Annotated in this window: 22 protein-coding genes; 17 read left to right on the forward strand and 5 right to left on the reverse strand. The window is 61.6% G+C overall.

The genetic code is table 11. The features are described from left to right. The 5 genes from V5E99_RS16880 to cobG form a co-directional block, all read right to left on the reverse strand. Positions 1 to 1,422 (reverse strand): TcdA/TcdB catalytic glycosyltransferase domain-containing protein (locus V5E99_RS16880; protein ID WP_499803456.1); only part of this gene is annotated, 1,422 nt, incomplete at its 3' end. Positions 1,423 to 1,770: 348 nt separating this feature from the next. Continuing rightward, positions 1,771 to 3,486, reverse strand: a complete 1,716-nt coding sequence (gene cobJ, locus V5E99_RS16885) for a precorrin-3B C(17)-methyltransferase (RefSeq protein WP_499803457.1) — start codon at positions 3,484 to 3,486, stop codon at positions 1,771 to 1,773. Then, positions 3,474 to 4,208, reverse strand: coding sequence for a precorrin-2 C(20)-methyltransferase (locus V5E99_RS16890; protein WP_499803458.1), 735 nt, complete (start codon positions 4,206 to 4,208; stop codon positions 3,474 to 3,476). The genes cobJ and V5E99_RS16890 overlap by 13 nt, the downstream gene beginning before the upstream one ends. Then, complete coding sequence (locus V5E99_RS16895) at positions 4,205 to 4,831, reverse strand: precorrin-8X methylmutase (RefSeq protein ID WP_201255641.1); 627 nt, start codon at positions 4,829 to 4,831, stop codon at positions 4,205 to 4,207. Before V5E99_RS16895 ends, V5E99_RS16890 begins: the two co-directional genes overlap by 4 nt. Beyond that, positions 4,824 to 6,131, reverse strand: coding sequence for a precorrin-3B synthase (cobG, locus tag V5E99_RS16900; protein ID WP_499803459.1), 1,308 nt, complete (start codon positions 6,129 to 6,131; stop codon positions 4,824 to 4,826). The genes V5E99_RS16895 and cobG overlap by 8 nt, the downstream gene beginning before the upstream one ends. A 144-nt stretch (positions 6,132 to 6,275) precedes the next feature. Here cobG and cbiE point away from each other — a divergent pair, with 144 nt between their 5' ends. The 17 genes from cbiE (at position 6,276) to urtC (ending at position 24,821) form a co-directional block, all read left to right on the forward strand. Then, positions 6,276 to 7,487 (forward strand): precorrin-6y C5,15-methyltransferase (decarboxylating) subunit CbiE, encoded by a 1,212-nt coding sequence (gene cbiE / locus V5E99_RS16905; protein WP_499803460.1) that lies wholly within the window; start codon positions 6,276 to 6,278, stop codon positions 7,485 to 7,487. Continuing rightward, a complete protein-coding gene (locus V5E99_RS16910) occupies positions 7,480 to 8,577 on the forward strand; it encodes a cobalt-precorrin-5B (C(1))-methyltransferase (RefSeq protein ID WP_499803461.1) in 1,098 nt (365 codons plus the stop codon). Before cbiE ends, V5E99_RS16910 begins: the two co-directional genes overlap by 8 nt. Further along, on the forward strand, positions 8,574 to 9,296 hold the full coding sequence (locus tag V5E99_RS16915; RefSeq protein WP_499803462.1) for a cobalt-precorrin-6A reductase: 723 nt from the start codon (positions 8,574 to 8,576) through the stop codon (positions 9,294 to 9,296). The genes V5E99_RS16910 and V5E99_RS16915 overlap by 4 nt, the downstream gene beginning before the upstream one ends. Positions 9,297 to 9,486: 190 nt before the next feature. Next, positions 9,487 to 9,789 carry a type II toxin-antitoxin system RelE/ParE family toxin gene (locus V5E99_RS16920; RefSeq protein ID WP_499803463.1) on the forward strand — a complete coding sequence of 101 codons (303 nt, stop codon included), beginning with the start codon at positions 9,487 to 9,489 and terminating at the stop codon, positions 9,787 to 9,789. A gap of 3 nt (positions 9,790 to 9,792) precedes the next feature. Beyond that, on the forward strand, positions 9,793 to 10,083 hold the full coding sequence (locus V5E99_RS16925; protein WP_499803464.1) for an addiction module antidote protein: 291 nt from the start codon (positions 9,793 to 9,795) through the stop codon (positions 10,081 to 10,083). Positions 10,084 to 10,181: 98 nt separating this feature from the next. Beyond that, positions 10,182 to 10,580: a DUF2946 domain-containing protein gene (locus V5E99_RS16930; RefSeq protein ID WP_499803465.1), complete on the forward strand. Its 399-nt coding sequence runs from the start codon at positions 10,182 to 10,184 to the stop codon at positions 10,578 to 10,580. A gap of 48 nt (positions 10,581 to 10,628) precedes the next feature. After that, positions 10,629 to 11,108, forward strand: a complete 480-nt coding sequence (locus V5E99_RS16935; RefSeq protein ID WP_499803466.1) for a copper chaperone PCu(A)C — start codon at positions 10,629 to 10,631, stop codon at positions 11,106 to 11,108. 21 nt (positions 11,109 to 11,129) lie between these two features. Beyond that, the gene (locus V5E99_RS16940; protein ID WP_499803467.1) at positions 11,130 to 11,558 is read left to right on the forward strand and encodes a DUF2946 domain-containing protein; all 429 of its coding nucleotides are present in this window, start codon (positions 11,130 to 11,132) and stop codon (positions 11,556 to 11,558) included. A gap of 162 nt (positions 11,559 to 11,720) precedes the next feature. Continuing rightward, positions 11,721 to 13,796, forward strand: a complete 2,076-nt coding sequence (locus V5E99_RS16945; RefSeq protein WP_499803468.1) for a TonB-dependent copper receptor — start codon at positions 11,721 to 11,723, stop codon at positions 13,794 to 13,796. Positions 13,797 to 13,961: 165 nt separating this feature from the next. Further along, positions 13,962 to 15,341, forward strand: coding sequence for a PepSY-associated TM helix domain-containing protein (locus tag V5E99_RS16950; protein ID WP_499803469.1), 1,380 nt, complete (start codon positions 13,962 to 13,964; stop codon positions 15,339 to 15,341). A 151-nt stretch (positions 15,342 to 15,492) separates the two neighbouring features. Continuing rightward, positions 15,493 to 17,613, forward strand: coding sequence for a TonB-dependent receptor (locus V5E99_RS16955; RefSeq protein WP_499803470.1), 2,121 nt, complete (start codon positions 15,493 to 15,495; stop codon positions 17,611 to 17,613). A gap of 140 nt (positions 17,614 to 17,753) precedes the next feature. Further along, complete coding sequence (locus V5E99_RS16960; protein WP_499803471.1) at positions 17,754 to 18,542, forward strand: ABC transporter ATP-binding protein; 789 nt, start codon at positions 17,754 to 17,756, stop codon at positions 18,540 to 18,542. Next, the gene (locus V5E99_RS16965) at positions 18,539 to 19,486 is read left to right on the forward strand and encodes an ABC transporter substrate-binding protein (protein WP_499803472.1); all 948 of its coding nucleotides are present in this window, start codon (positions 18,539 to 18,541) and stop codon (positions 19,484 to 19,486) included. The genes V5E99_RS16960 and V5E99_RS16965 overlap by 4 nt, the downstream gene beginning before the upstream one ends. Continuing rightward, positions 19,483 to 20,493, forward strand: a complete 1,011-nt coding sequence (locus tag V5E99_RS16970; RefSeq protein ID WP_499803473.1) for a FecCD family ABC transporter permease — start codon at positions 19,483 to 19,485, stop codon at positions 20,491 to 20,493. The genes V5E99_RS16965 and V5E99_RS16970 overlap by 4 nt, the downstream gene beginning before the upstream one ends. Positions 20,494 to 20,848: 355 nt before the next feature. Continuing rightward, a complete protein-coding gene (gene urtA / locus V5E99_RS16975) occupies positions 20,849 to 22,114 on the forward strand; it encodes an urea ABC transporter substrate-binding protein (RefSeq protein ID WP_499803474.1) in 1,266 nt (421 codons plus the stop codon). Between the two features lie 131 nt (positions 22,115 to 22,245). After that, positions 22,246 to 23,742, forward strand: coding sequence for an urea ABC transporter permease subunit UrtB (gene urtB / locus V5E99_RS16980; protein ID WP_499803475.1), 1,497 nt, complete (start codon positions 22,246 to 22,248; stop codon positions 23,740 to 23,742). Further along, a complete protein-coding gene (urtC, locus tag V5E99_RS16985) occupies positions 23,742 to 24,821 on the forward strand; it encodes an urea ABC transporter permease subunit UrtC (RefSeq protein WP_499803476.1) in 1,080 nt (359 codons plus the stop codon). The genes urtB and urtC overlap by 1 nt, the downstream gene beginning before the upstream one ends. The last annotated feature ends 10 nt before the right edge of the window (positions 24,822 to 24,831 follow it).

Below are 24,831 nucleotides of genomic sequence, written 5' to 3' on the forward strand. Positions count from 1 at the left end.
TATCGAGCCAAACACCTCAGCCCCAACCGTTGATGCCAGTTCAAGGATTTTTTTGGCATCGGAGTAAGGAATATTTTGTTCAATAATTCTGCGCTCTGTCGTTTTCACCACTTCGTAATTGAGCAAGATACGTTTAATGACGGCATCGAGGGTGGCGGAGCCGGGATGCGCCATCAAAAAAGAGTTATTCACCGAGTTGCTCACGCCCGCAGCTCGCAAACTATCCAATTGGACAGCACGTTCTTCTGGGACATGAAAAACCTCATTCATTGCGGGTCGTTTTTTGGCGAACGCTTCCAGAGCAGGAAGTCGCTCCTCAGGAATACTATCGATTTGACTTTTATATCGCTCCCTCAACGCCACGCGGCCCGGAATCCATTCGGGATTATGATCGAGCAGTAACTGCAAGACCCCTAACCGCTGATAATCTGTAAACTTGCTGATATCAACACCACCCAGACTTTCCACCAGCGGTGGCAGATTATCCACGTCCGTATAAGCGCCGCCTTCGATATACAGAACTTCAATACGCACCGCATCAGAGGCACCGGCAAAATTACCGCGCAAATTTACTTCACGTTCGTAAACATCCTGCAGGCGCATCGGTGTTTCAAGGGCTTGCAGGTCGCGTAACTGCACTCCCTTCTCACCCAACAATTTAATACTGCGCAGGTTTTTCTCACGCAGCGCCTTGAGCCTTGTTTCGTCTTGCCCATAACCGCGGACCAGAAGATCGATCCGTGCCTCATCAGCGCTCACCCCCTGCGCCTGCAACTGGCGAATATGGGTAAAGAGTTGCTCCTTGAGCGGTCTCAGCCGTTCGACATATGAATCACCCAGTTCATAAAAGGTTGGGCTATCTATCGCGCCGGCCGCCATGGCATCGGCCTTGGCCGCCTCGACAATGATTCGATTCGTCTCGTAGGCCAGCAATGCATCGCTGTCATACCAGAGCATTAACTCCTGCCCCGCTCCGGACATCACCTGCTTCCAAATCTGGATATAGTCGCGCTGAATATCGCCAACACCGCCGCCCAACCAGACAAAGTGCAGTTTGCGCGGGACTTCAGGCAACGTGCTTTTCAGAACGTCGACACTCTGGGTAACCCGCGTGTCGTAATCCTTGATCGCCTCGTGGATATCCTCCAGTTCCGCAATCTTGTTCCGGGGCGGCGGTTCATCCGTCTCTCTGCGTCGGCGGGCGGGGCGAACCAGTGAGGCCAGTGCTTCTTGCAGCAGCCCCAAGGGCATCAGCAGCGCCTGGTCATCACCCGCGGCGATGCAACCCCGGTAATACCTGAAAATGGCCGCGTACTGTTCGGTGTCTTTGTAGGGCTTCAGCGCCTGTTCAAGATCGGAACGTTTAAACAGTTCGGCGAAGCCGACGTATTGATCCACATGGGGTTCTTCTCGATTAGTCACTTTCTGAAACTTCCTTGTTTAGCATTTTTATGTATTAGCCGAGCACATTTGACAGCCCCCGCAACTTTTAAACCCATGCAACAAGACATTGCATTTGTTTTCAAATACAGAGATACGCTCAACATTATTTTTTGCTATTGGTTACAACTTCACCAAGTCACTAACAACCAATTACTTCAGACAAAGCGAACTTATCACCCACCAAGAAACTTTCAAAAAGCCAAACAAATTCAATTAATTTCTACATACATTGAAACTTTATCGAGAGCAATAGAAACCATCGACGTACCAATGCGTGGATCTACTATTAGAAACTCATAAAAAACGCCTCCGAAGAGGCGTTGTCATTCAGCCGGCAGGCTTATCACCGTACCAACGCGGCGTATAGACCCACTCCCCACCTTCGGCGCGAGGGAAGGCGCAGGTGGTGGAGGAACCGATCAGCACCATGGTGCGCATGTCCACCTGATCCGGGGTCAAGTCCGCCAGGGTGGTCACGCGCAAGGTCTGGCCCGGGCGACCGATGTCACGCCCGAGCACCACCGGCGTTTCGGCGCTGCGGTGTTGCGCGACGATCTCCAGCGCGCGACCCAACTGCCACGGGCGCGACCGGGAGATCGGGTTGTAGAAGGCCAGGGCCAGATCGGCCTCGCAGGCCAGGTCGAGGCGCTTCTCGATGATCGACCATGGCTTGAGGTTGTCCGACAGCGACATCACGCAGAAGTCATGACCCAGCGGCGCTCCGGCCTGGGCAGCGGTGGCCAGGGACGCGGACACGCCGGGCAGGATTTCCAGGTCCACGTTGTGCCAGTTCGCATCGCTGGATTCGTGCAGGGCTTCGAGCACCGCCGCTGCCATGGCAAACACGCCCGGATCGCCGGACGACACCACCACCACGGAGCGGCCCGACGCCGCGAGTTCAAAGGCGTGACAGGCGCGCTGCATTTCTTCGCGGTTGTCGGTGCAGTGCATCACCTGATCGGCGCGGAACGGGCCGGCCATGCGCACGTAGGTTTCATAGCCCAGCACATCGTTGGCCAGGGCCAGTTCAGCCTTGACCGCTGGCACCATCAGTTCGGCGGCGCCGGGGCCGAGGCCGATCACCGCCAGGCGACCGCGAGGACGGCCAATCAGTCCTGGATCGAGCGGTTGGGCGGCGACTGCGATGGCCATCGAATCATTGACCTCGATAGACGTCAGCAGCGACGGCAGAGTGTCCCGCACCTGCTCCAGCACCGTCCCGGAACGAGCACTGAAACGCAGTGGCACACCCAATTCCAGGGCCGCTTCGCGCAGCACCGGATTGGCCATGTCACTTTCACTCGCCAACACACAGGCCAGCGCTGGCAGCGCAATGTTCGCCTCATGCAAAGCGCTGCGAACGATACTGGCCAGCTCCGGCCGCGCCGTCACCGCCACCAACACATTGCGCGGGTAAATCAGCAATTCGTTGGCATTGGCTTGACGCTCGGTATGACCGACATGAATAGCCAATCGCGCCTGCCGGTCTTCCGGCAACTGCGCCTCGGCCAGCCATGGCGCCGGGCCTTCGATACGCACCGACTCACCCGCGAGCAGGTCCGACACGAAGCGTTTGCCCAGTTCCAGATCGCCCAAGGCATAACCGCTGGGCGGGTTGAGCAGGCAGGTGCCGAAACGCAGTTCACCGCTGGTGGTGATCGCGGCGGCAACGTCCAGCGCCGCCGCGATCTCCCGCGCCAACACGTTTACGCCACCCAGGCCACCGAGCAGCGGCACCACCGCGCTGCCGTCTTCGGCCACGGCCAGCACCGGCGGCTCCGCGCCTTTTTCCAGCAACAACGGCGCCAGGGTGCGGATGACGATGCCGGCCGCGCACAGGGCGATGATCGGCGTGTCCTGCTGATAGAGCTCGCGCAGGGTTGCGCCGAATTCTTGATAGTCGTGGTCGGCGCCGTCAACCCGCCCAGCCAGACCGTGGATCACGGCGTCCGGGTAGCGTTGCTGAATCTTGCGCGCCGTGGCGAGGCTGCCATTACCGAGAATGACAATCGCCGGAGCCGGACGGCCCGTCACCCTTGCCACCGTTCGCCGGGCACGATGATCAGCGAGAAGTACGGCGAGGACATAGGTTCGACTTCATCCAGCGGGACGATTTTCTGGTTGGCCATGGTCGCGCGCTCGACGTACAACGCCCGACCGTCCATGCCGAGTTCTTCCAGTACCTGGCGCACCTTGGGAAAGTTGCGCCCCAGTTTCATGATCACCGCCGCATCGGCATCGGCCAGGCGTCGTTTCAATTCTTCGTGGGGCAGCACGCCGGACAACACCGACAGGCTCTGATTGCGATACACCAGCGGCGAACCCAGCACCGACGCGCCGCCGAGCATCGAGCAAACACCCGGCACCACTTCGGCGACGTAACGCCCGGCGAGGCGATCGTGCAGGTACATGTAGGAACCGTAGAAGAACGGATCGCCTTCACAGATCACCGCCACATCGCGCCCAGCGTCCAAATGTTCGGCCAACTGTTCGGCAGCGGTGTCGTAAAAATCGCTGATCACTTGCTCGTAGGACAGCGGTGCCGGCAACGCTTCGGTGGTCACCGGATACACCAGCGGCAGCAAGTTCTGCGCTTCTTGCAGATGCGCTTCGATGATGCCGAACGCATTGCCCTTCTTGCCCTTGGCGACGAAGTACGCCACCACCGGCGATTCGCGCAGCAGGCGCAGGGCTTTGACAGTAATCAGTTCCGGATCACCGGGGCCCACGCCCAGGCCGATCAAGCGTCCAGGTTGCTGCATCATTCGATCTCCGTGGCGAGGGCGTTGACGGCGGCGGCGGCCATGGCGCTACCGCCGAGCCGGCCTTGCATGATCACGAACGGCACACCGCGACTGTCTGCCGCGAGCATCGCCTTGGATTCGGCGGCGCCGACGAAGCCCACCGGGAAGCCGAGGATCAACGCCGGTTTGGGCGCGCCCGCGTCGATCATCTCCAGCAGGTAAAACAGCGCGGTCGGGGCGTTGCCGATGACGACGACGCTGCCTTCCAGATGCGGGCGCCACAGTTCCAGCGCGGCGGCGGAACGGGTGTTGCCCAGCTCGCGGGCCAGTTCTGGAACGCTGTCGTCACGCAGGGTGCAGATCACTTGATTGTTGGCGGGCAGGCGCGCGCGGGTCACGCCTTCGCTGACCATCCGCGCGTCACAGAGGATCGGCGCACCGGCCGCCAGCGCATCGCGCCCGGCCTTGCCGGCGCCTTCGGAGAATTGCAGACCGTCGATGGCCTCGACCATGCCGCAGGCGTGGATAACCCGCACCGCGAGTTTTTCCAGGTCGGCCGGGATGCGCGAGAGGTTGGCCTCGGCGCGAATGATCGCGAAGGAGTTGCGATAGATCTCCTGACCGTCGCGGATGTAATCAAGCATCTAGGGGGCTCCGTGAGCGGGCGTCGAGCAAGGCTGCGACCGCTTCAATAGTAAGGTTGCGTGCGTGCAGCGCGCCGAAACCCGGCTGCGCGGCATCGCGAAAATAGAGGTCGTAGTGACCGGGTGAAACCGCCAGCAAGGTGACTGGCGCAATGTGCGCGGCGGCGCAGGAACGCGGGCAGCCGGACACGTGCACATTGAGGATTTGCCCGTGACGTTGCAGCAGCGCCGCCAATTGCAGGGCATCAGCCTTGGTGTCTGCAAGGCCTTTGCCGCAACCGGCGGAACCGGTGCAGGCAATCAGGTGCGCCAGGGCCTCGTCTGCCGAACAGCGCAGCCCGAGGCTTTCCAGGTTGTGGATAACTTCGGCGGCATCGCCTTCGTGAATGCCGGGCAGCAGCAGGCTTTGCCACGGCGTAAGGCGCAGCGAGCCATCGCCGTATTCGCGGGCGAGTTTTGCGGCGCCGCGCAGCATGGTCGGATCGAGCCGGCCCAAGGTCGGCACCGCGCCGACGTAGACGCGGCCGGTCTCACGCTGCGGGTGCGCGCCGATGTGCAGCGCCTCCGGGGACGTGGGACGCAACCAATACGCAAGGGACACCAGCGGCACCCGTTCGGCCACTTTCGCGACGAACCCGGCCACTGGATAGTCGGCCAGCAGATGACGCATGCGCGTCTGCTCGGGCCGCGCCAGCTCGAGGAACAACTCCAGCACCGCCACCACCAACGCGTGACCATTGTGCAGACGCACCGCACCGATCGGCGCATCCGTCGGGGAACCGGCCAGACCGAAGGCCAACAGGCACTCGCCATCCTGTTCGCCGGCGCTCAACCACAGGTCGTGATGATGTTCGAGCATCGCCAGGGCTTCGCCGCCATCCAGTTGCACGGCGAACTTGGCGCTCAGTTCGTGAAAGCGCTCGTGGCTTTGCAGGCTGTTGAGGATCTGTTCGGCGAGCGGCCGCGTATCGAGCCACATCTGCCGGTCGATCCCGGCGCTCGGGCTGAGCATCAGGTTGCGCACATCGTCCCCCGCCGCCGTGCGTGGCCCCAGACCGGCGGCCAGCAGGCTGTCGATCAATGCCGTCTCATCGCGACCAATCCCGCGAATTTGCAGGTTGGCGCGGTTGGTCGCCTCGATCACGCCGCCAGCGTAGCGCTGCGCCGCATCGGCCACCGCGTCAGCCTGATCGGCGCTGATCGAACCGCCATTGAGCTTGATCCGGCAGATCCCGCCATCCAGCGCCTGGACAATACGCAGCAACCCCGGGCAGGCCGAGGGGCGAAGGGCGGTGGACATCGGGCGTTCGTTCAAGGGGGCGACCGGCAGTGTGGGGAAGGCGCTTCGCGGGCGAAGGCGCGGTATTATGCCTGCTTTGTCAGGCGGCATGAAAAGCCTGCCCGTCGGAACAGTCCGTTTGAGGACTATTTTTAAGGAATGCAGATGTCGCCCTGGCTGACGGTAGTGGGAATCGGTGAAGACGGCTTCAAGGGCCTGGGCAAGAATGCCCGACGGGCGCTGCTGGGTGCTTCGCGGATCATTGGCGGCCAGCGCCAACTGGATTTATTGCCCGTGTGCATTCGTGGACAGCGGCAGTTGTGGCCGAGTCCGTTTTCCCTGGCGCCGGTGCTGGAGCGTCATGGCGAGCCGGTGTGCGTGCTGGCCAGCGGCGATCCGATGTTCTTCGGCGTCGGCGCCAGCCTCGCCCGGCACGTGCCTGCCGAGCAGATGCTGATCCTGCCGGCGCCTTCTTCCTGCGCCCTCGCGGCGGCGCGCATGGGCTGGCCGTTGCAGGAGGTGGTGACGCTGTCCGTGGTCGCTCGCCCCATCGCGGCGCTGAATGCGCACTTGTTCAGCGGCGTGCGCCTGCTGGTGCTGAGCAATGACGGGCAGAGCCCGGCGGCCATCGCGGCGCTGCTGCGTGAACGCGGATTCGGGCCGAGCCGGTTCACCGTCCTGGAACACGTGGGCGGCGACGCTGAACGACGAATCGACGCCGTTGCCAGCGACTGGACCTTATCCGCCGTTGCCGATCTCAACGTAATCGCCATCGACTGCATCGCCGAACCGCACACTCCGCGCCTGTCGCGCCTGGCCGGTCTTCCGGATACAGCCTTCCGGCACGACGGCCAACTGACTAAACGCGATGTGCGCGCCATCACCCTCGCCCGCCTCGCCCCGACACCCGGCGAACTGTTATGGGACGTGGGCGCCGGCAGCGGCTCGATCGGCATCGAATGGATGCGCGCGCACCCGAGCTGCCGGGCATTGGCCATCGAAGCCGACGACGGTCGTCAAGCGTTGATCGAACACAACCGCGATGCCCTGGGCGTTCCGGGCCTGCAATTGATTCGCGGCAGCGCGCCGCACGCCTTGGCCGCGCTCGAAGCGCCGGACGCGATTTTCATCGGCGGTGGCGTGACCCGCGACGGTGTGCTCGATGCGTGCTGGTCGGCATTGAAGCCCGGCGGCCGACTGATCGCCAACGCGGTGACCCTGCAAAGCGAAATGACCCTGATGGCCTGGCGCGAACGGCACGGCGGCGAGCTGACCCGCATCCACATCGCCCAGGCCCAACCTCTGGGCGAATTCGACACCTGGCGCCAGGCATTGCCAATCACCTTGCTTGATGTGACGAAGCCATTCGATGCGTGACGAAACCGCCGAACAACCCGCGCCTCTGCGCAGCGGCCTGACCACCGGCAGTTGCGCCACGGCCACCAGCCTCGCCGCCGCGCGTTTGCTGCTCAGCGGCACGGATGCGGACGCGGTCGAGATCATCCTGCCCAAAGGCAAACAGGTGCAGATGCGCCTGGAGTTCTGTCGGCTCATCGATGACGGCGCCGAGGCGGGAACGATCAAGGACGCCGGCGATGACCCGGACGTGACCCACGGCGCGTTGCTTTATTCCCACGTGCGGCTGAGCGCCGAGCCGGGTATTCGTTTTATCGCGGGCCGTGGCGTTGGCACCGTGACCCGACCGGGCCTGGTGCTGAGCGTCGGCGAACCGGCGATCAACCCGGTGCCGCGCAAGATGATCACCGATCACCTGACGTTGCTCGCCCAGGAGCTTGGCTACGGCGGCGGTTTCGAGGTCACGGTCAACGTCGAGGGCGGCGAAGCCCTGGCGCTGAAAACCATGAACCCGCGCCTGGGGATTCTCGGCGGGCTGTCGATCCTCGGCACCAGCGGCATCGTCCGACCGTTTTCCTGCGCCGCTTACATCGCCTCGATCCACCAAGGCATCGACGTGGCGAAAACCAACGGCTACCTGCACATCGCCGCCTGTACCGGCAACGCCAGCGAAGACACCATGCGCCGGGTCTACAACCTGCCGGAAATCGCCCTGATCGAAATGGGCGACTTCGTCGGCGCGGTGCTCAAGCATGTGCGCAAAGTGCCTGTGGATAAGCTCAGTATTTGCGGCGGCTTCGGCAAGATCAGCAAACTGGCGGCCGGGCACATGGATTTGCACAGTCGGCATTCGAGCATCGACCTGCCGCAACTGGCTGACTGGGCGGCGGCGATTGGGGCTGATGAGGCTTTGCAGCAATCAATCCGCGAGGCGAATACCAGTCAACAAGCGTTGGCCATGGCCAGTGCGGTCGGAATCGCACTGGGTGATGAAGTGTGTCGGCATGCGTTGGCATTTGCTCGCAGCGTGGTGCCGGCGCAGGTCCAGGTCGAGGTGTTTGCGATTGATCGACAGGGTGGGATTGTTGGTCATGCGGGAGCTTTTCAATGAAACGTGTGTTGTTGCTCGGTGGCGTTACCGAAGCCCTGGCCATCGCCCGGACGCTGGGCCCGGAACACATTTACAGCCTGGCCGGTGTCGGTCGGGTGCCGACGGATTTGACCTGTCAGGTTCGCGTCGGTGGTTACGGCGGCGCGGAGGGGCTGGCGCAGTTCATCCGCGATAAAGGTATCGAACTGCTGCTGGACGCCACCCATCCCTACGCCGCGCAAATCAGTCAGAACGCCGCCACCGCCGCGCAGTTGACCGGCATTCCGTGTTGGGCCTTGCGACGCCCGGCCTGGCAACCTCAAGCCGGGGACGACTGGCGGGAAGTCAGCGACTGGGCCGAATTGATCGCAGCGCTGAAGCCCTTTCGCCGACCGCTGTTCACCCTCGGCCGCGAACCCTTGCAGCACCTGCACGAAATCCCGCCCGGGCAATTCTGGACCCTGCGCGCACTCGACGTTTACCCCGGCAACGAACGCTGTGAAGTCATCGGCGCCCGTGGGCCATTTGTGATCGAGGATGAGCGCGCACTGTTCGAGCGCCGACAGATCGATGTGCTCATCAGCAAAAACAGCGGCAGCACCGCCACCGAACCGAAACTGGAAGTGGCACGGGAGCGTGGAGTGCCGGTGTTGGTGTTGAAGCGGCCGGTGTTGGCGAGGGTTGATCGGGAGTTGGGGTCGGTGGCGCAACTACTGAAAGCTTTGTCAGATCATTCCTAAGATCTGCAGAAATCTGCGAATTAGCCGGCAACTTTTCAGGAAGGGGCCGGCTAGTTATCTCAATAGCTTCAACTCTATATTCAGATTCCTCTAACCCGATCAAGTCAACACACCCGCATTCATGGGGACGGCACGCCTCATCCCAAAAGCGTGGCTTGCCAACTTGTATCCCAAGGAATACGATCCCGACATGATCGACTTCGAACGATCCCGAGCATTTGCCGATTGGCTCGACTCATTAAAAGACACCATCGGCAAGGCTCGTATCATCGCCAGGCTCCGAGCAGCCGAACATGGAAGCTTTGGTGATTGCGAGCCTGTAGGGTCGGCGGTTCATGAAATGCGCGTTCATTACGGTCCCGGCTACAGGGTATATTTCACCCGCAGAGGTGAAGTGGTTTATCTCCTGTTGGTCGGCGGTGACAAGTCGACTCAAAGACGAGATATCAAACGCGCCGTTCAAATGGCGCAAAACATCGGTAATGAGGAGTAAGTCATGACCGAACAGTTCACCCGCTTCGATGCTGCCGAGTTTCTCAAGACACCAGCAGAAATGGCCGCATACCTGGACGCTTGCTTTGACGAAGACGCAGGCGATGGCGTTCTTATTCGCGCTGCGCTCAACGACATCGCTCGAGCCCAAGGCATGACGCAGGTCGCACGCGATGCAGGCTTGGGTCGCGAGAGTCTGTACAAAGCGTTGGGCAGCACTGGCAATCCGGAATTCGCGACTATCATGAAAGTTATGAAAGCCTTGGGCCTGCGTTTGCACGCCGTTGCTCTCTAAGGGCGCTGCGACACCACACCGCAGGCCGCTTTTTTACTTATCGGCCCTGATCAGGCTAAATAGCCGCGCCTGATCGCCCACTCAACCGGATCTGTCCCATGTCCCGACAACGGCTCGTATTTGCCTGGATCGCCTGCTTTGCAGTGCTATTCAATATGCTCGCCATGCCGATGACCGGAGCGATGGCGCAGTCGGCGAAATCACCCGCCGAGCAATTGCTGTGGGGCAGTTTCTGCACGTCCAGCGGCACGAAAATGGTGGCGATTTCCTTAGGGACGCTCGACCAGAAAGCCCCGCAAAACGACGATCATTCCAACATGCAGCATTGCTGGTGCTGCTCGGGCTCCGCACCGTTGATGGCGTTGCCGGGGCATGTGCCGCAGCTGTATTTCGCGCGGTTCGAGGCCAATCGAAGCCTGCCCGCCGCCTCACTCGACACACCCACACCGCGCCAGCAATGGCCCAGCCTCAACCCCCGTGCGTCCCCTCTGGTGTGATTCCTTCTCGCAATTGACCTGCGTTTTGAATCGTTCTGGAGAACTGCCATGTTGAACAAACTCATCGTTCTGGCCGCGTTGCTGCTGCCTGCCTGTTTCGCCAATGCTCACGAATACAAGGCCGGCGAACTCGAAATCGCCCACCCGTGGTCGCAAGAGTTGCCACCGAACGCGCCCACCGTGGCGGCGTATTTTGTGATTCACAACAACGGCAAAACCGCTGACCGACTGCTGAGCGTCGATTCGCCGATTTCCAAAGAAGCCCAGTTGCATGAGCACGTCATGCAGAACGACCTGATGAAAATGCAGCAGGTGCCGAGCGTTGAAATCCCGGCCGGTGGCGATGTCACGTTTGCGCCGATGGCTTATCACGTGATGCTGCTGGACCTCAAAGACCGCAGCCTGCTCCGCGACGGCAAACGTTTCCCGCTGACGATGCACTTCGAAAAATCCGGCGACGTGACGGTTGAAGTCGCGGTGCAGAAGCAGGCCCCGGACGGCATGCAAGCGCACCAGCACGCCCAATAGTCGCCAGCGTAGAACACGCCCATGCGCGCCCTTCGCGCCAGGTCATCCAAGCCCCGCCGTCAGCCCCTGAGCCTGACACGCGGCAGCTGGATCAGCCTGTTCGCCATGTTGATGATCTTTATCGGCCCACTGATTTCTCAGTCGATGCCGATGGATCAGCGCGCCTCAGTGTCCATGTCCATGAGCATGTCGATGGACATGAGCATGGACGGGCACGGTGAACGGGCGAAAGACCACTGCCCGCCGAAAGCCGAACACCACGCGATCTGGGAAAAATGCGGCTATTGCAGCCTGCTCTTCAACTGCCCGGCGCTGACCGGCGGCCAGGCATTCACCGCATTCGACACACCTCCCGCCAACACCTTCACCCCACCCTCCCCACGCCTGGGCCATGCCCGGCAAGCGTTCTTCCCCGGCGCCCGCACCCGCGCCCCGCCGATCATCGCGTAAACACCGCCCCCGATCTCACACGGTTCAGAAGCAGCCAAAGCAACCTGTGGGAACAAGTTTTTTTGGTGAGGAGGCTTGCCCTCTCGCCACAAGAAGCTTGCTCCCACAGGGATTGCGCAGGTTGCCGGCCGTGTCGTTTACGACTGTTCGATGGAAATTGTCATGTCCAGGTTTTCTGCTGACACACGCTTGAGTTGCACCCATGCCACCGCCCTCCTCTGCAGCGTTTTGCTGTCCCCGATGGTGCTGGCCGATGAACACACCGACCACACCGAAGAACTGAGCCCGACGGTCATCACCGCCATCGCCCCGAGTTCGCCGCTGACCATCGTCACCAACCCCAAGGACCCGCGCCAACCGGTGCCGGCCAGCGACGGTGGCGATTACCTGAAGACCATTCCCGGCTTCGCCCTGGTGCGCAATGGCGGCACCAACGGAGACCCGGTGCTGCGCGGCATGTTCGGTTCGCGGCTGAACATCCTCACCAACGGCAGCATGATGCTCGGCGCCTGCCCCGGCCGGATGGACGCACCGACCTCGTACATCTCGCCGGAAACCTACGACAAACTCACCGTGATCAAAGGCCCGCAAACCGTGCTCTGGGGCCCGGGCGCTTCTGCCGGCACGATCCTGTTCGACCGTGAACCGGAACACTTCGGCGAGCTCGGCACCCGGGTGAATGCCAGTGTGCTGGCCGGTTCCAACGGCCGCTTCGACAAAGTGGTGGACGCCGCTGCCGGCGGATCGCTGGGCTATGTACGAGTCATCGGCAACACCGCGCATTCCGACGATTACAAGGACGGCAACAACGACACCGTGGCGTCGCGCTACGACAAGTGGAATGGCGACGTCGCCGTCGGCTGGACCCCGGACGCCGACACCCTGCTGGAACTCACCGCCGGCAAGGGCGACGGCGAAGCGCGCTACGCCGGGCGTGGCATGGACGGTTCGCAGTTCAAACGCGAAAGCCTCGGGCTGCGCTTCGAAAAGTCCAATATCGGCGACGTGCTGGATAAGGTCGAGGCGCAGGTCTACTACAACTACGCCGACCACGTGATGGACAACTACACCCTGCGCACGCCTTCCGGCACCGGGATGATGTCCGGGCCGATGGCTGCCAACGTCGACCGCCGCACCCTCGGCGCGCGGATCAAAGCCACTTGGCATTGGGCCGATGTGCAGTTGATCAGCGGCCTCGACGCCCAGACCAACGAACACCGCCAGCGCAGCGCCATGGGCATCGACACCTATAAAGAGCTGCCGTACACCAAGGACGCCGACTTCCATAACTACGGGGTGTTCAGCGAACTGACCTGGTACGCCGCCGACCGCGACCGGGTGATTACCGGGGCGCGGGTGGACCGTGCGACCGCCAAGGATTATCGGCAGACCACCGACAGCGGCATGATGAGCATGCCCAACCCGACCGCCGACAAGACCCGTGCCGACACGTTGCCCAGCGGCTTCGTCCGTTATGAGCATGACCTGGCCGACAGCCCGACCACGCTGTACGCCGGCCTCGGTCACGCCCAGCGCTTTCCGGATTACTGGGAACTGTTTTCGCCCGACGCCGGCCCCGCCGGTTCGGTGAATGCCTTCGATTCGATCAAGCCGGAAAAAACCACCCAGTTCGACTTCGGCCTGCAATACAAGACCGACGACCTCGAAGCCTGGGCCTCGGGTTACGTCGGCCAGGTGCGCGATTACATCCTGTTCAACTACACCCCCGGAATGATGGGCACCTCCTCGCAAGCGCAGAACATCGACGCGCGAATCATGGGCGGCGAACTCGGCGCGGCCTACAAATTGACCTCCAACTGGAAGGCCGACGCGACCCTGGCTTACGCCTGGGGCAAGAACAGCAGCGACGGCAAGGCCCTGCCGCAAATGCCACCGCTGGATGCGCGGTTCGGCCTGACCTACAGCGAAGACAACTGGAGCGCCGGGGCGCTGTGGCGCGTGGTCGCGGCGCAAAACCGCATCGACCAGAACAAGGGCAACGTGGTCGGCAAGGACTTCGACAAGAGCTCAGGTTTCGGCGTGTTCTCGCTCAACGGCGCGTACCGCATCAACAAGAACTGGAAGGTCAGCAGTGGCGTCGACAACCTGTTCGGCAAGGCTTACGCCGAGCATCTGAACCTGGCCGGCAACGCCGGTTTCGGCTACCCGGCCAATGACCCGCAAGCCATCAACGAACCGGGGCGCACGCTCTGGACCAAGGTCGATATGAGTTTCTAACAACAAAAAGTCAAAAGATCGCAGCCTTCGGCAGCTCCTACAAAGAACACGTCCACCCCGTAGGAGCTGTGTAGGAGCTGCGTAGGAGCTGCGTAGGAGCTGTCGAGTGAAACGAGGCTGCGATCTTTTAAAAACAACACCTATCGCCAAAGCGGAGCACAACCGATGAAACAGCCCAAACCGAATTTCTACAACCTGGCCTGGCGCTGGCATTTCTATGCCGGGTTATTCGTCGCGCCGTTCATGGTGATGCTGGCCCTGACCGGCATCATTTACCTGTTCAAACCACAACTCGACCCGTTGATGTACGGCAGCCTGATGAACGTCCCGGCCGGGCATCACACCGTGTCCGCCGATGACCTGCTCAAACGGGTGAAAGCCGCGTATCCAGAGGGCCAGATCAAACAATACCTGCCGCCGGTCAACGCCGAAAGCAGTGCACAATTTGTCGTGATCAACGGCGCTCAAGAGCTCAACGTTTTCATCGACCCGTACCACGGCGACATCCTCGGCGAGCAAGACGCCAAGAAGAATCTGCAAGCCCTCGCCCGGGCGATTCACGGTGAATTGATGATCGGCACCGTCGGTGATCGGCTGGTGGAACTCGCCGCTGGCTGGGGCGTGGTGCTGGTGGTGTCCGGGGTCTTCCTGTGGTGGCCGCGCGGGCAATATGCCGGCGTGTTGTGGCCACGGTTCAGCCGTCGCGGACGCATTTTGTGGCGCGACCTGCACGCCGTGACCGGGTTCTGGGGCGCGGCATTCTTGCTGGTGATGCTGCTCAGCGGCATGACCTGGACCGGGTTCTGGGGCAAGCAATACGCCGAGGTCTGGAACACCTTCCCGGCGGCGATGTGGGACAACGTGCCCAAATCCGACGTCGAGGCCCGCAGCCTCAACAGCGCCACCCGCCAGACCGTGCCCTGGGCCATGGAAAACACACCGATGCCGATGTCCGGCGACCACGCCGAACACATGGCCCACGGCGCTGCGCCGGTCGGTCCAGCGGCGCCGACCATCAGCCTGCAAGACGTGCAAAACATCGCCGTGCAGCGCAAGGTCGAGCCCGGTTACAGCATCACGCTGCCGACCACCGCCACCGGTGTGTTCACCATCGCCGTGTTCGCCGATGACCCGCGCAACGACGCCACCCTGCACGTTGATCAGTACACCGGCGACGTCCTCGCCGATGTGCGTTATGCGCAATACGGCAGCGTCGCCCGCGCCACGGAAATCGGCGTGATGCTGCACGAAGGCAAGATGTTTGGCCCGTTCAACCAGATCATCGTGTTGCTGATCTGCCTGATGATCCTGCTCAGTGCGGTCAGCGGCGTGGTGATCTGGTGGAAGCGTCGGCCCCAAGGCAAATTCGGTGTTCCACCGCTGCGCCACGACCTGCCGAAATGGAAAACCGGCGTGGCGATCATGCTGGCACTGGCGGTGATTTTCCCGTTGGTGGGGGCTTCGTTGATTGTGGTGTGGGGGCTGGATCGGTTGCTGTTGTCGCGGCTCAATCGGCAAACTGAATCCGCCTCATCTTCATCATGAGCCAGGCGAGATGCGTGCGTTAGAGGGATCTGTAGACTTCGCGCGCTTATCTCCCGATCATTTTTAGTGTTACTGCATAACGCTAACGATCCGCCCCGCCCGCGACAGGACTGTTGCGGGTTTTCTTTTGCAGAAGTGATTCACCGCCCCGATGAACAAGTACCTCTTGTCCAGCCTTTGCCTGCTGGCCCTGCCCCACAACGCCCAGGCACAACCGCTGACACTGCCCACCGGCACTATCACCGCAACCGCCGTTGACGACGAAGCCGTCAGCCTGAACACGCCAACCACCGCCGGCTCGCGCCTGAACCTCACGGCCATGGAAACCCCGGCCAGTGTCGAAAGCCTGACCGGCGAGCAAATCCGCGCGCGCGGTGATCGCAGCGTGCAGGACGCGGTGTCACGCAGCACCGGCATCAGCCGCACCGGTACGCCGGGCGATGGCGGGACATCGTTGTCGGCGCGGGGTTTTACCGGGCAGGGTTCGGTGATGCAGTTGTATGACGGTAACCGGATGTACAGCGGCATGGGCACCGTAACCTTCCCGGTCGATACCTGGTCGGTGGAGCGTGTCGATGTGCTGCGCGGCCCGGCGTCGGTGCTGTACGGCGAAGGCGCGACCGGCGCGGTGGTCAACGTGATCCCGAAAAAACCCTTCGAAGGCGAGATCGAGAACCACCTGCGCCTCGGCTACGGTTCCTACGACAGCCAGCAGCAAGCCTTCGACAGCGGCGGTTCGCTGAGCGATACCCTGAGCTATCGCCTGAACCTCAATCGCCTGCGCAGCAATGGCTGGGTGGATCGCGGCGATGCCTCCAGCGACTTCATCAGCGCCGCCCTGCGCTGGCAGGCGACCGACGATCTGGCGTTCACCCTGGCCCACGATTACGGCGACCAAACGCCGATGAATTATTTCGGCACGCCGCTGATCAATGGCCACTTCAAGGACAGCCTGCGGGACAAGAACTACAACGTCAGCAACGACAAGCAGCATTACAACGATCAATGGACGCGGCTGACCAGCGACTGGCAGATCGCCGACAACCTCAGCTCAAGCAACGAACTGTATTACCTCAAGGCCCAACGCCGCTGGCAGAACGCCGAGAACTACAACTTCAACCGCGACACCCAGCAGCTCAGCCGCAGCGGTTACTACGGCATCGGCCACACCCAGGAACAGGTCGGCGATCGCCAGACGTTCACCTTCAAGCACACCCTGTTCGGCCTCGACAGCCAGACCGTGACCGGCGTGGACTACAACCGCATCCGCTTCCAGCTCGACAGCAATTCGCCGTTCAACGACGTACTGGCGAACGGGCAGCCGGTGGACCTTTATCACCCGCAACCGGGTCGGTTTGAGAGTGCCAGTCCGTACCAAAGTCAGTTCCAGAGCACCACCAAGCAGATGTCCGCGTTCGCCGAAAACCGCACGCAACTGAGCGAGCGCTGGTCCGTGGTGACCGGTGTGCGTCGCGACTACGTGCACGTCGATCGAACCGATTTGATCAAGGACAGCCAAAGCGACAAGACCCTGACCGGTAATAACTGGAAGGCCGGGCTGGTGTTTGCCCTGACCCCGGACACATCGTTCTACGGCCAGTACGCCACCAGCACCGACGGCGTCGGCGGCTTGATTTCCCTGAGCCCGAATCAGCAACAATACGACCTCGCCACCGCGAAGCAAACCGAAATCGGCGTGAAGCAGATGTTCTGGGACCAACGCGGCGAGTTCACCCTGGCGGCCTATCACATCGTCAAAAAGAAACTGCTGACCGACGACCCGAGCAACCCGACGCTCAAGCAGCAGGTCGGCCAGCAATCCTCCAATGGCCTGGAAGCGAGCCTCGATCTGCAACTGCCGAACGCCTGGCAACTGCAAGCCAACGCCGCCATCGTCAAAGCCAGGTACGACGATTTTTCGGCGGTGGTCAACGACCAGACCGTGTCGTACAACGGCAATCGCCCCACGGATGTACCGCGCCGCACCGCCAACCTGTGGCTGAGCAAAGCGCTCAACGATGACCTGAAGGCCGGGGCCGGTGTGCGCTATGTCGATGCGCGTTATGCCGACATGGCCAACCAGCATGAGCTGCCGAGCTACACCGTGGTCGATGCCACGTTGTCCTGGAAGGCGCTGCGGAATACGACGCTGGGGTTGCAGCTGAACAATCTGTTTGACCGGACGTATGCGCAAAGCCAATACAATGACGGGCAGCAGTGGATTTTGGGTGAACCACGGTCGTTTTTCGTCACCGCCGATTACACCTTTTGATTCAAGGACGCCATCGCGGGCAAGCCTTGCTCCTACGGCTATATGTCGATCAAACACGATGTGTACGCCATAACCCTGTAGGAGCAAGGCTTGCCCGCGATGACGTCATCAGCCACACCAAAAACCTTTAGAGCAAACGCATGACCTCGCTGAACCTCACCCACCTCGCCTGGACACCCCTGGGCCAAGGCCACTGCCATCACCAGTTCCAACTGCGTGACGCCTCGCTGCACGTGGCCGCCGGTGAGTTTGTCGGGTTGATCGGCCCCAACGGCAGCGGCAAGACCAGCCTGTTGCGTTGCGCCTACCGCTTCAGCAAACCCGACAGCGGCGAGGTCCGGCTCGATCACCACAACGTCTGGAAGCAATCCTCACGCTGGTGCGCGCAACGCATCGCCGTGGTGTTGCAGGAATTCCCCGACGCCTTCGGCCTCACCGTCGAGGAAGTCGTCGCCATGGGCCGCACACCGCACAAAGGTTTGTTCGACGGCGACACGATCGAAGACCGAAACCTCGCCACCCAGGCGCTGGAATCGGTCGGCCTCAACGGCTTCGAGAACCACGCCTTCGCCACCCTGTCCGGCGGGGAAAAGCAGCGGGTGATACTGGCCCGCGCCCTGGCGCAACAACCGCAACTGCTGATCCTCGACGAGCCGACCAACCACCTCGACCCGCGCTATCAGCTTGAGCTGTTGCAACGGGTCAAACGCCTGAACATCGGCACCCTGGCGAGCATCCACGACCTCAACCTGGCGGCCGCTTTTTGCGATCGGCTCTACGTGATCAACCACGGCCGCATCGTCGCCAGCGGCACGCCGAAAGAAGTCCTGACCGCGCCGCTGCTGCGCGACGTCTTCGGCGTCGAAGCGTTGATTGATGACCACCCCCTCCACGGCTACCCCCGAATCACCTGGATAACCCAACCATGACTGTGCGTTCCCTGCTGTGCGTCGCTCTGTTGCTGGGCAGTGCCCAAGCCGCTGCCGAGGCGACCCAATACCCGCTGACCGTCCAGAGTTGCAACCGCGACGTGACGTTCAAGCAAGCGCCGCAACACGCGGTCAGCCACGACATCAACATGACCCAGATGATGCTCGCCCTCGGCCTCAAACCGCACATGGCCGGCTACAGCGGCGTCACGGGTTGGAAGTCAGTGACGCCCGAGATGCAAACCATCCTCGACGGTTTGCCGGAGCTGGCGGCCAAGTACCCGTCGGTGGAAACCCTGCTCAACGCCAACGTCGATTTCTTCTTTGCCGGTTGGGATTACGGCATGCGCGTGGGCGGTGACCTGACCCCGCAAACCCTGCAACCGTTGGGCATCAACGTCTACGAGCTGACCGAGTCCTGCGCCTTCGTGATGAAACGCCCGGCCGCCACCCTGGACGACACCTACAACGACCTGCGCAACCTCGGCAAAATCTTCGACGTGCAGGACCGCGCCAACGCCTTGATTGCCCAGATGCATGCGCAAGTGGCCGAAGTGCGCAAGGATCTGCCGGCGGACAAACCCCGCGTCTTTCTTTATGACAGCGGCGAAGACCGGGCCATGACCTCCGGCCGCCTCGGCATGCCCCAAGCGCTGATCGACGCGGCGGGTGGACAAAATATTCTGGATGACGTCGAGGCCAGTTGGACCCGGGTCAACTGGGAGAACGTGGTCGAGCGCAATCCCCAGGTGATCGTGATCGTCGATTACGGCGAAGTCACCGCCGAGCAGAAGGAGCAATTTCTGCTCAACAACAAAGCCCTGCAATCGGTGGACGCAATCAAGAACCAGCGCTTTATCGTCATCCCCTACGTGCAAGCCACACCGGGAATCGACAACGTGCTGGCGGTGGAAACCCTGGCCAAAGGGTTCCACGGCGAATGATCGACCGTCGCTATGCCTTGCTGCTGACGGCTCTCGGCGCGCTGTTGCTGGTGTCGTGCGTGGTGTCCTTGGGCTTCGGCCCGGCGCGGGTGCCGGTGGACGTGGTGTGGCGGATTTTGCTGCACAAGATTCTCGGTGTCGGCGCGCCGGACTGGGCCGCCGGACAGGAACATATCGTGTGGCTGATCCGGGTGCCGCGCATGTTGCTCGGCGCATTGGTCGGTGCCGGGCTGGCGCTGATCGGTGCGGTACTGCAAGCGGTGACGCGCAATCCGCTGGCCGATCCGCATTTGCTGGGCGTCACATCTGGCGCGACCTTGGGCGCGGTGATCGTGGTGCTGCATGTCGGGGAAATCGTCGGGTTGCTGACCTTGCCGATTGCGGCGTTTATCGGCGCGTTGGTGAGCATGTTGATCGTGCTGATGATCGCCAACCGCAACGGGCGGCTGGACAGCGACCGGTTGCTGCTGTGCGGCGTGGCGGTGTCGTTCGTGATGATGGCGATTGCCAATTTGCTGCTGTTCATGGGCGATCATCGGGCCAGTTCGGCGGTGATGTTCTGGATGCTCGGCGGGCTCGGGCTGGCGCGCTGGGAACTACTGGCGGTGCCGGCGGCCAGTGTGTTGCTCGGGCTAGTGTTGCTGCTGGGGATGGCTCGGCCACTGAATGCGTTGATGGCGGGTGAGCAGACGGCGGTGACCCTGGGCTTGAATGCACGCACCGTGCGGTTGCGGGTGTTTTTGATCGCTTCGCTGATGACCGGGGTGCTTGTTTCTATCAGCGGGTCCATCGGGTTTGTCGGGTTGATGGTGCCGCACATTGCGCGGCGTCTGGTCGGGGCTGAGCATCGCCGTTTGCTGCCCGTCTGCGTTCTGCTGGGCAGCGTGTTCCTTGTGTGGGTCGATGTCGCGGCCAGGACATTGATTGCCCCCGAAGACCTGCCCATCGGCGTTGCCACTGCGGCCATCGGCGGATTGTTCTTCATCGGCCTGATGCGCCGCCGCTGATCCAGCGTATTCCGCACGTCTCGTTGTAGGAGCTGACGAGTGAAACGAGGCTGCGATCTTTTCATCTTAAAAAATCAAAATCAAAAGATCGCAGCCTCGTTTCACTCGTCAGCTCCTACACGGCGCGTACAGAGCGCCTACACAACGATCATCGTGGTCTGCGCCCCAATGTGGCGCATCTCGGCGCACCAGCGCATCCTTGGCGTTCCTTCCTGGTGCGCCGCTATCCCCGCGCAACCGCTCTAATACGACATTTCCTTACCTTTTGCCGACCGGGCACAGCCCTTGCAAAACAGCCTTCAGTAGTCCGCATCTGCCCATCAAAAAAAATACTAATGTTCACGGAGATCGCACAATGAAGCGTCGCAGCTTGATCAAGGCTTTCACACTCACGGCAAGCATTGCCGCGATGGGCATGACCTGGACTGTCCAGGCCGCAGAGACCATCAAGGTCGGTATCCTGCATTCGTTGTCCGGGACCATGGCGATCTCCGAAACTTCCCTCAAAGACATGGCGTTGATGACCATCGACGAAATCAACGCCAAGGGTGGCGTCAACGGCAAGATGCTGGAACCGGTGGTGGTTGACCCGGCGTCGAACTGGCCGCTGTTCGCCGAAAAGGGCCGGCAGTTGCTGACCCAGGACAAAGTGGCGGTGGTGTTCGGTTGCTGGACCTCGGTGTCGCGTAAATCGGTGTTGCCGGTGTTCGAAGAACTCAACGGCTTGCTGTTCTACCCGGTGCAATACGAAGGCGAAGAGATGTCGCCAAACGTGTTCTACACCGGCGCCGCGCCGAACCAACAGGCGATCCCGGCGGTGGAATACCTGATGAGCGAAGAAGGTGGCAGCGCCAAGCGTTACTTCCTGCTCGGCACCGACTACGTTTACCCACGCACCACCAACAAAATCCTGCGCTCGTTCCTGCACTCCAAAGGTGTAGCGGACAAAGACATCGAAGAGGTCTACACCCCGTTCGGTCACGCCGATTACCAGACCATCGTCGCCAACATCAAAAAATTCTCGGCGGGTGGCAAGACTGCCGTTATCTCCACGGTCAACGGCGACTCCAACGTGCCGTTCTATAAAGAGCTGGCCAACCAGGGCCTGAAAGCCACCGACGTTCCGGTCGTGGCGTTCTCGGTGGGCGAAGAAGAACTGCGCGGCATCGACACCAAGCCGCTGGTGGGCAACCTCGCGGCGTGGAACTACTTCGAATCGGTTGAGAACCCGGTGAACAAGAAGTTTGTCGCGGACTGGAAAGCCTACGCCAAGAAACACAACCTGCCGGGCGCCGACAAAGCGGTGACCAACGACCCGATGGAAGCCACTTACGTCGGCATCCACATGTGGGCGCAAGCGGCGGAGAAAGCCAAATCCACTGACGTCGACAAGGTTCGCGAAGCCCTGGCCGGCCAGACCTTTGCCGCGCCATCGGGTTACACCCTGACCATGGACAAGACTAACCACCACCTGCACAAACCGGTGATGATCGGCGAGATTCAGGCCGACGGTCAGTTCAACGTCGTGTGGCAGACCGAAGGGCCGATCCGCGCCCAGCCGTGGAGCCCGTTTATCGATGGCAACGACAAGAAGCCGGATTACGCGGTGAAGAGCAACTGAGGCACCTGACTGCACTCACACGAAACCTGTAGGAGCGAGGCTTGTCCGCGAAGCTTTTGGCGGCTTTGAGGTCCCCTTCGCGGGCAAGCCTCGCTCCTACGAGGTTCCTCATCGCCTTTCAGGACGTCGCCATGTCCCTTTATCGTTTACTCCTCGCCATCGCGCTGCTGTTGCCGATGGCCGCCCATGCCGGGGACGCCGAAGACTTCGTCGCCGCCAATCCGGTGCAGCAAGCCAAACTCCTGGAAACCTGGGCCGCGCAGCCCGATCCGGTCCGTGTCGAACTGATCAACGCCCTGCAACAAGGCGAACTGACCGTCGACGGCCAACCGAAAACCCTGCGTCTGAATAACCGCCTGCGAGGTCTGATCGACACCGCACTGGCCAGCCACCAATTGCTCGCCGCCGATCCAAAAATCCGTCTGGCCGCTGCGCAGCAATTACAAAAAAGCGCCAAACCGGCGCAGCTGAAATTCCTCGACCAGCAACTGGCTGGCGAAAAAGATGAAACCGTTCACGCGGCCCTGAGCCTCGCACTGGCCAACCTGCAACTGGTAGACACCGACCCGGCCGTGCGCCTCGCCGCCGTGCGTTTGCTCGGTGAGACCGGCGACCCGTTGGCCCGCACGCGCCTCGAAGGCTTGCTTGAACCCGGCGTCGAAGCCGATGCCGGCGTGCGCACCGCCGCCGAAACCAGCCTCGCTCAGGTCAAACACAAACTGCTGATCGGTGAGATTCTGGGTGAAGCCTTTAGCGGCATGTCGCTGGGTTCGATCCTGCTGCTCGCGGCCCTTGGATTGGCGATCACTTTCGGCCTGCTCGGCGTGATCAACATGGCCCACGGCGAGATGCTGATGCTCGGCGCTTACTCGACTTACGTGGTGCAGCTGATGTTCCAGCGCTTCGCCCCGCAAGCCATCGAGTTCTACCCGCTGATCGCCTTGCCGGTGGCGTTTTTCGTCACCGCTGCCATCGGCATGGCGCTGGAACGCACGGTGATTCGTCACCTCTACGGCCGCCCGTTGGAAACCTTGCTCGCGACATGGGGCATCAGCCTGATGCTGATTCAACTGGTGCGTCTGGTGTTCGGCGCGCAGAACGTTGAAGTGGCCAACCCGGCGTGGTTGTCGGGCGGGATTCAAGTGCTGCCGAATCTTGTGTTGCCCTACAACCGCATCGTGATCATCGCGTTTGCGCTGTTTGTGGTGGTGCTGACCTGGCTGCTGCTGAACAAAACCCGGCTCGGCCTGAACGTGCGTGCGGTCACTCAAAACCGCAACATGGCGGCGTGCTGCGGCGTGCCCACCGGGCGCGTGGACATGCTCGCCTTCGGCCTCGGCTCGGGCATCGCCGGCCTCGGCGGCGTGGCGCTGAGCCAGATCGGCAACGTCGGCCCGGACCTCGGCCAGAGCTACATCATCGACTCGTTCCTGGTGGTGGTGCTCGGAGGTGTCGGCCAGTTGGCCGGTAGTGTCCTGGCCGCGTTTGGCTTGGGCATTGCGAACAAAATTCTCGAACCGCAAATCGGTGCCGTACTCGGCAAGATCCTGATCCTCGCGCTGATCATTCTGTTTATCCAGAAACGTCCGCAAGGCCTCTTCGCACTGAAAGGACGGGTGATCGACTGATGAACCAGCCCCTGATGCTCACGGCCACACAAAAGGCCGGCCCCAAAGTCACGATTGCCGTCGGTGCGGTCATTCTGGTTTTGCTGTTGGCGCTGCCGCTGTTGTCGTTGCTGTCGCCGGACAGCGTGTTTCACGTCTCGGCCTATACGCTGACGCTGGTGGGCAAGATTCTTTGCTACGCCATCGTCGCCCTGGCGCTGGATCTGGTCTGGGGTTACGCCGGGCTGTTGTCCCTCGGTCACGGTTTGTTCTTCGCCCTCGGCGGCTACGCCATGGGCATGTACCTGATGCGCCAGGCCTCGGGGGATGCCTTGCCGGCGTTCATGACCTTCCTGTCGTGGACCGAATTGCCGTGGTACTGGACCGGCACCAGCAGCTTCCTCTGGGCCATGTGTCTCGTTGTATTGGCGCCGGGATTGCTGGCGTTGGTGTTCGGCTTCTTCGCCTTCCGCTCGCGGATCAAAGGCGTGTATTTCTCGATCATGACCCAGGCCCTGACCTTCGCCGGGATGCTGCTGTTTTTCCGCAACGAAACCGGGTTTGGCGGCAACAACGGCTTTACCAATTTCCGCACGATTCTCGGGTTTGGCATTACCGAACCGGGGACCCGCGCGATGTTGTTTTTTGCCACGGTGGTGTTGCTGGTGGCGAGCCTGTTTATCGGCTGGCGCCTGGCGCAGAGCAAGTTTGGCCGCGTGCTGACCGCGTTGCGCGATGCGGAAAACCGGCTGATGTTCTGCGGCTATGACCCGCGTGGTTTCAAGCTGTTTGTGTGGGTGTTGAGCGCGGTGTTGTGCGGCTTGGCCGGTGCGCTGTATGTGCCGCAAGTGGGGATTATCAACCCGAGCGAAATGTCGCCGACCAACTCCATCGAAGCCGCCGTTTGGGTGGCCCTCGGCGGTCGCGGCACACTGATCGGGCCGTTGCTCGGCGCCGGGGTGGTCAACGGCATGAAGAGCTGGTTCACCGTGGCGTTCCCGGAATACTGGCTGTTCTTCCTCGGAGCCCTGTTCATCGTCGTGACCTTGTATCTGCCCAAAGGGGTGATCGGTCTGCTGAAGAAAAGGGGCGAACAATGAGAGTCACAGC

Source organism: Janthinobacterium sp. LPB2021202312-11-4 (assembly GCF_037049705.1).
Taxonomy (GTDB): domain Bacteria; phylum Pseudomonadota; class Gammaproteobacteria; order Pseudomonadales; family Pseudomonadaceae; genus Aquipseudomonas.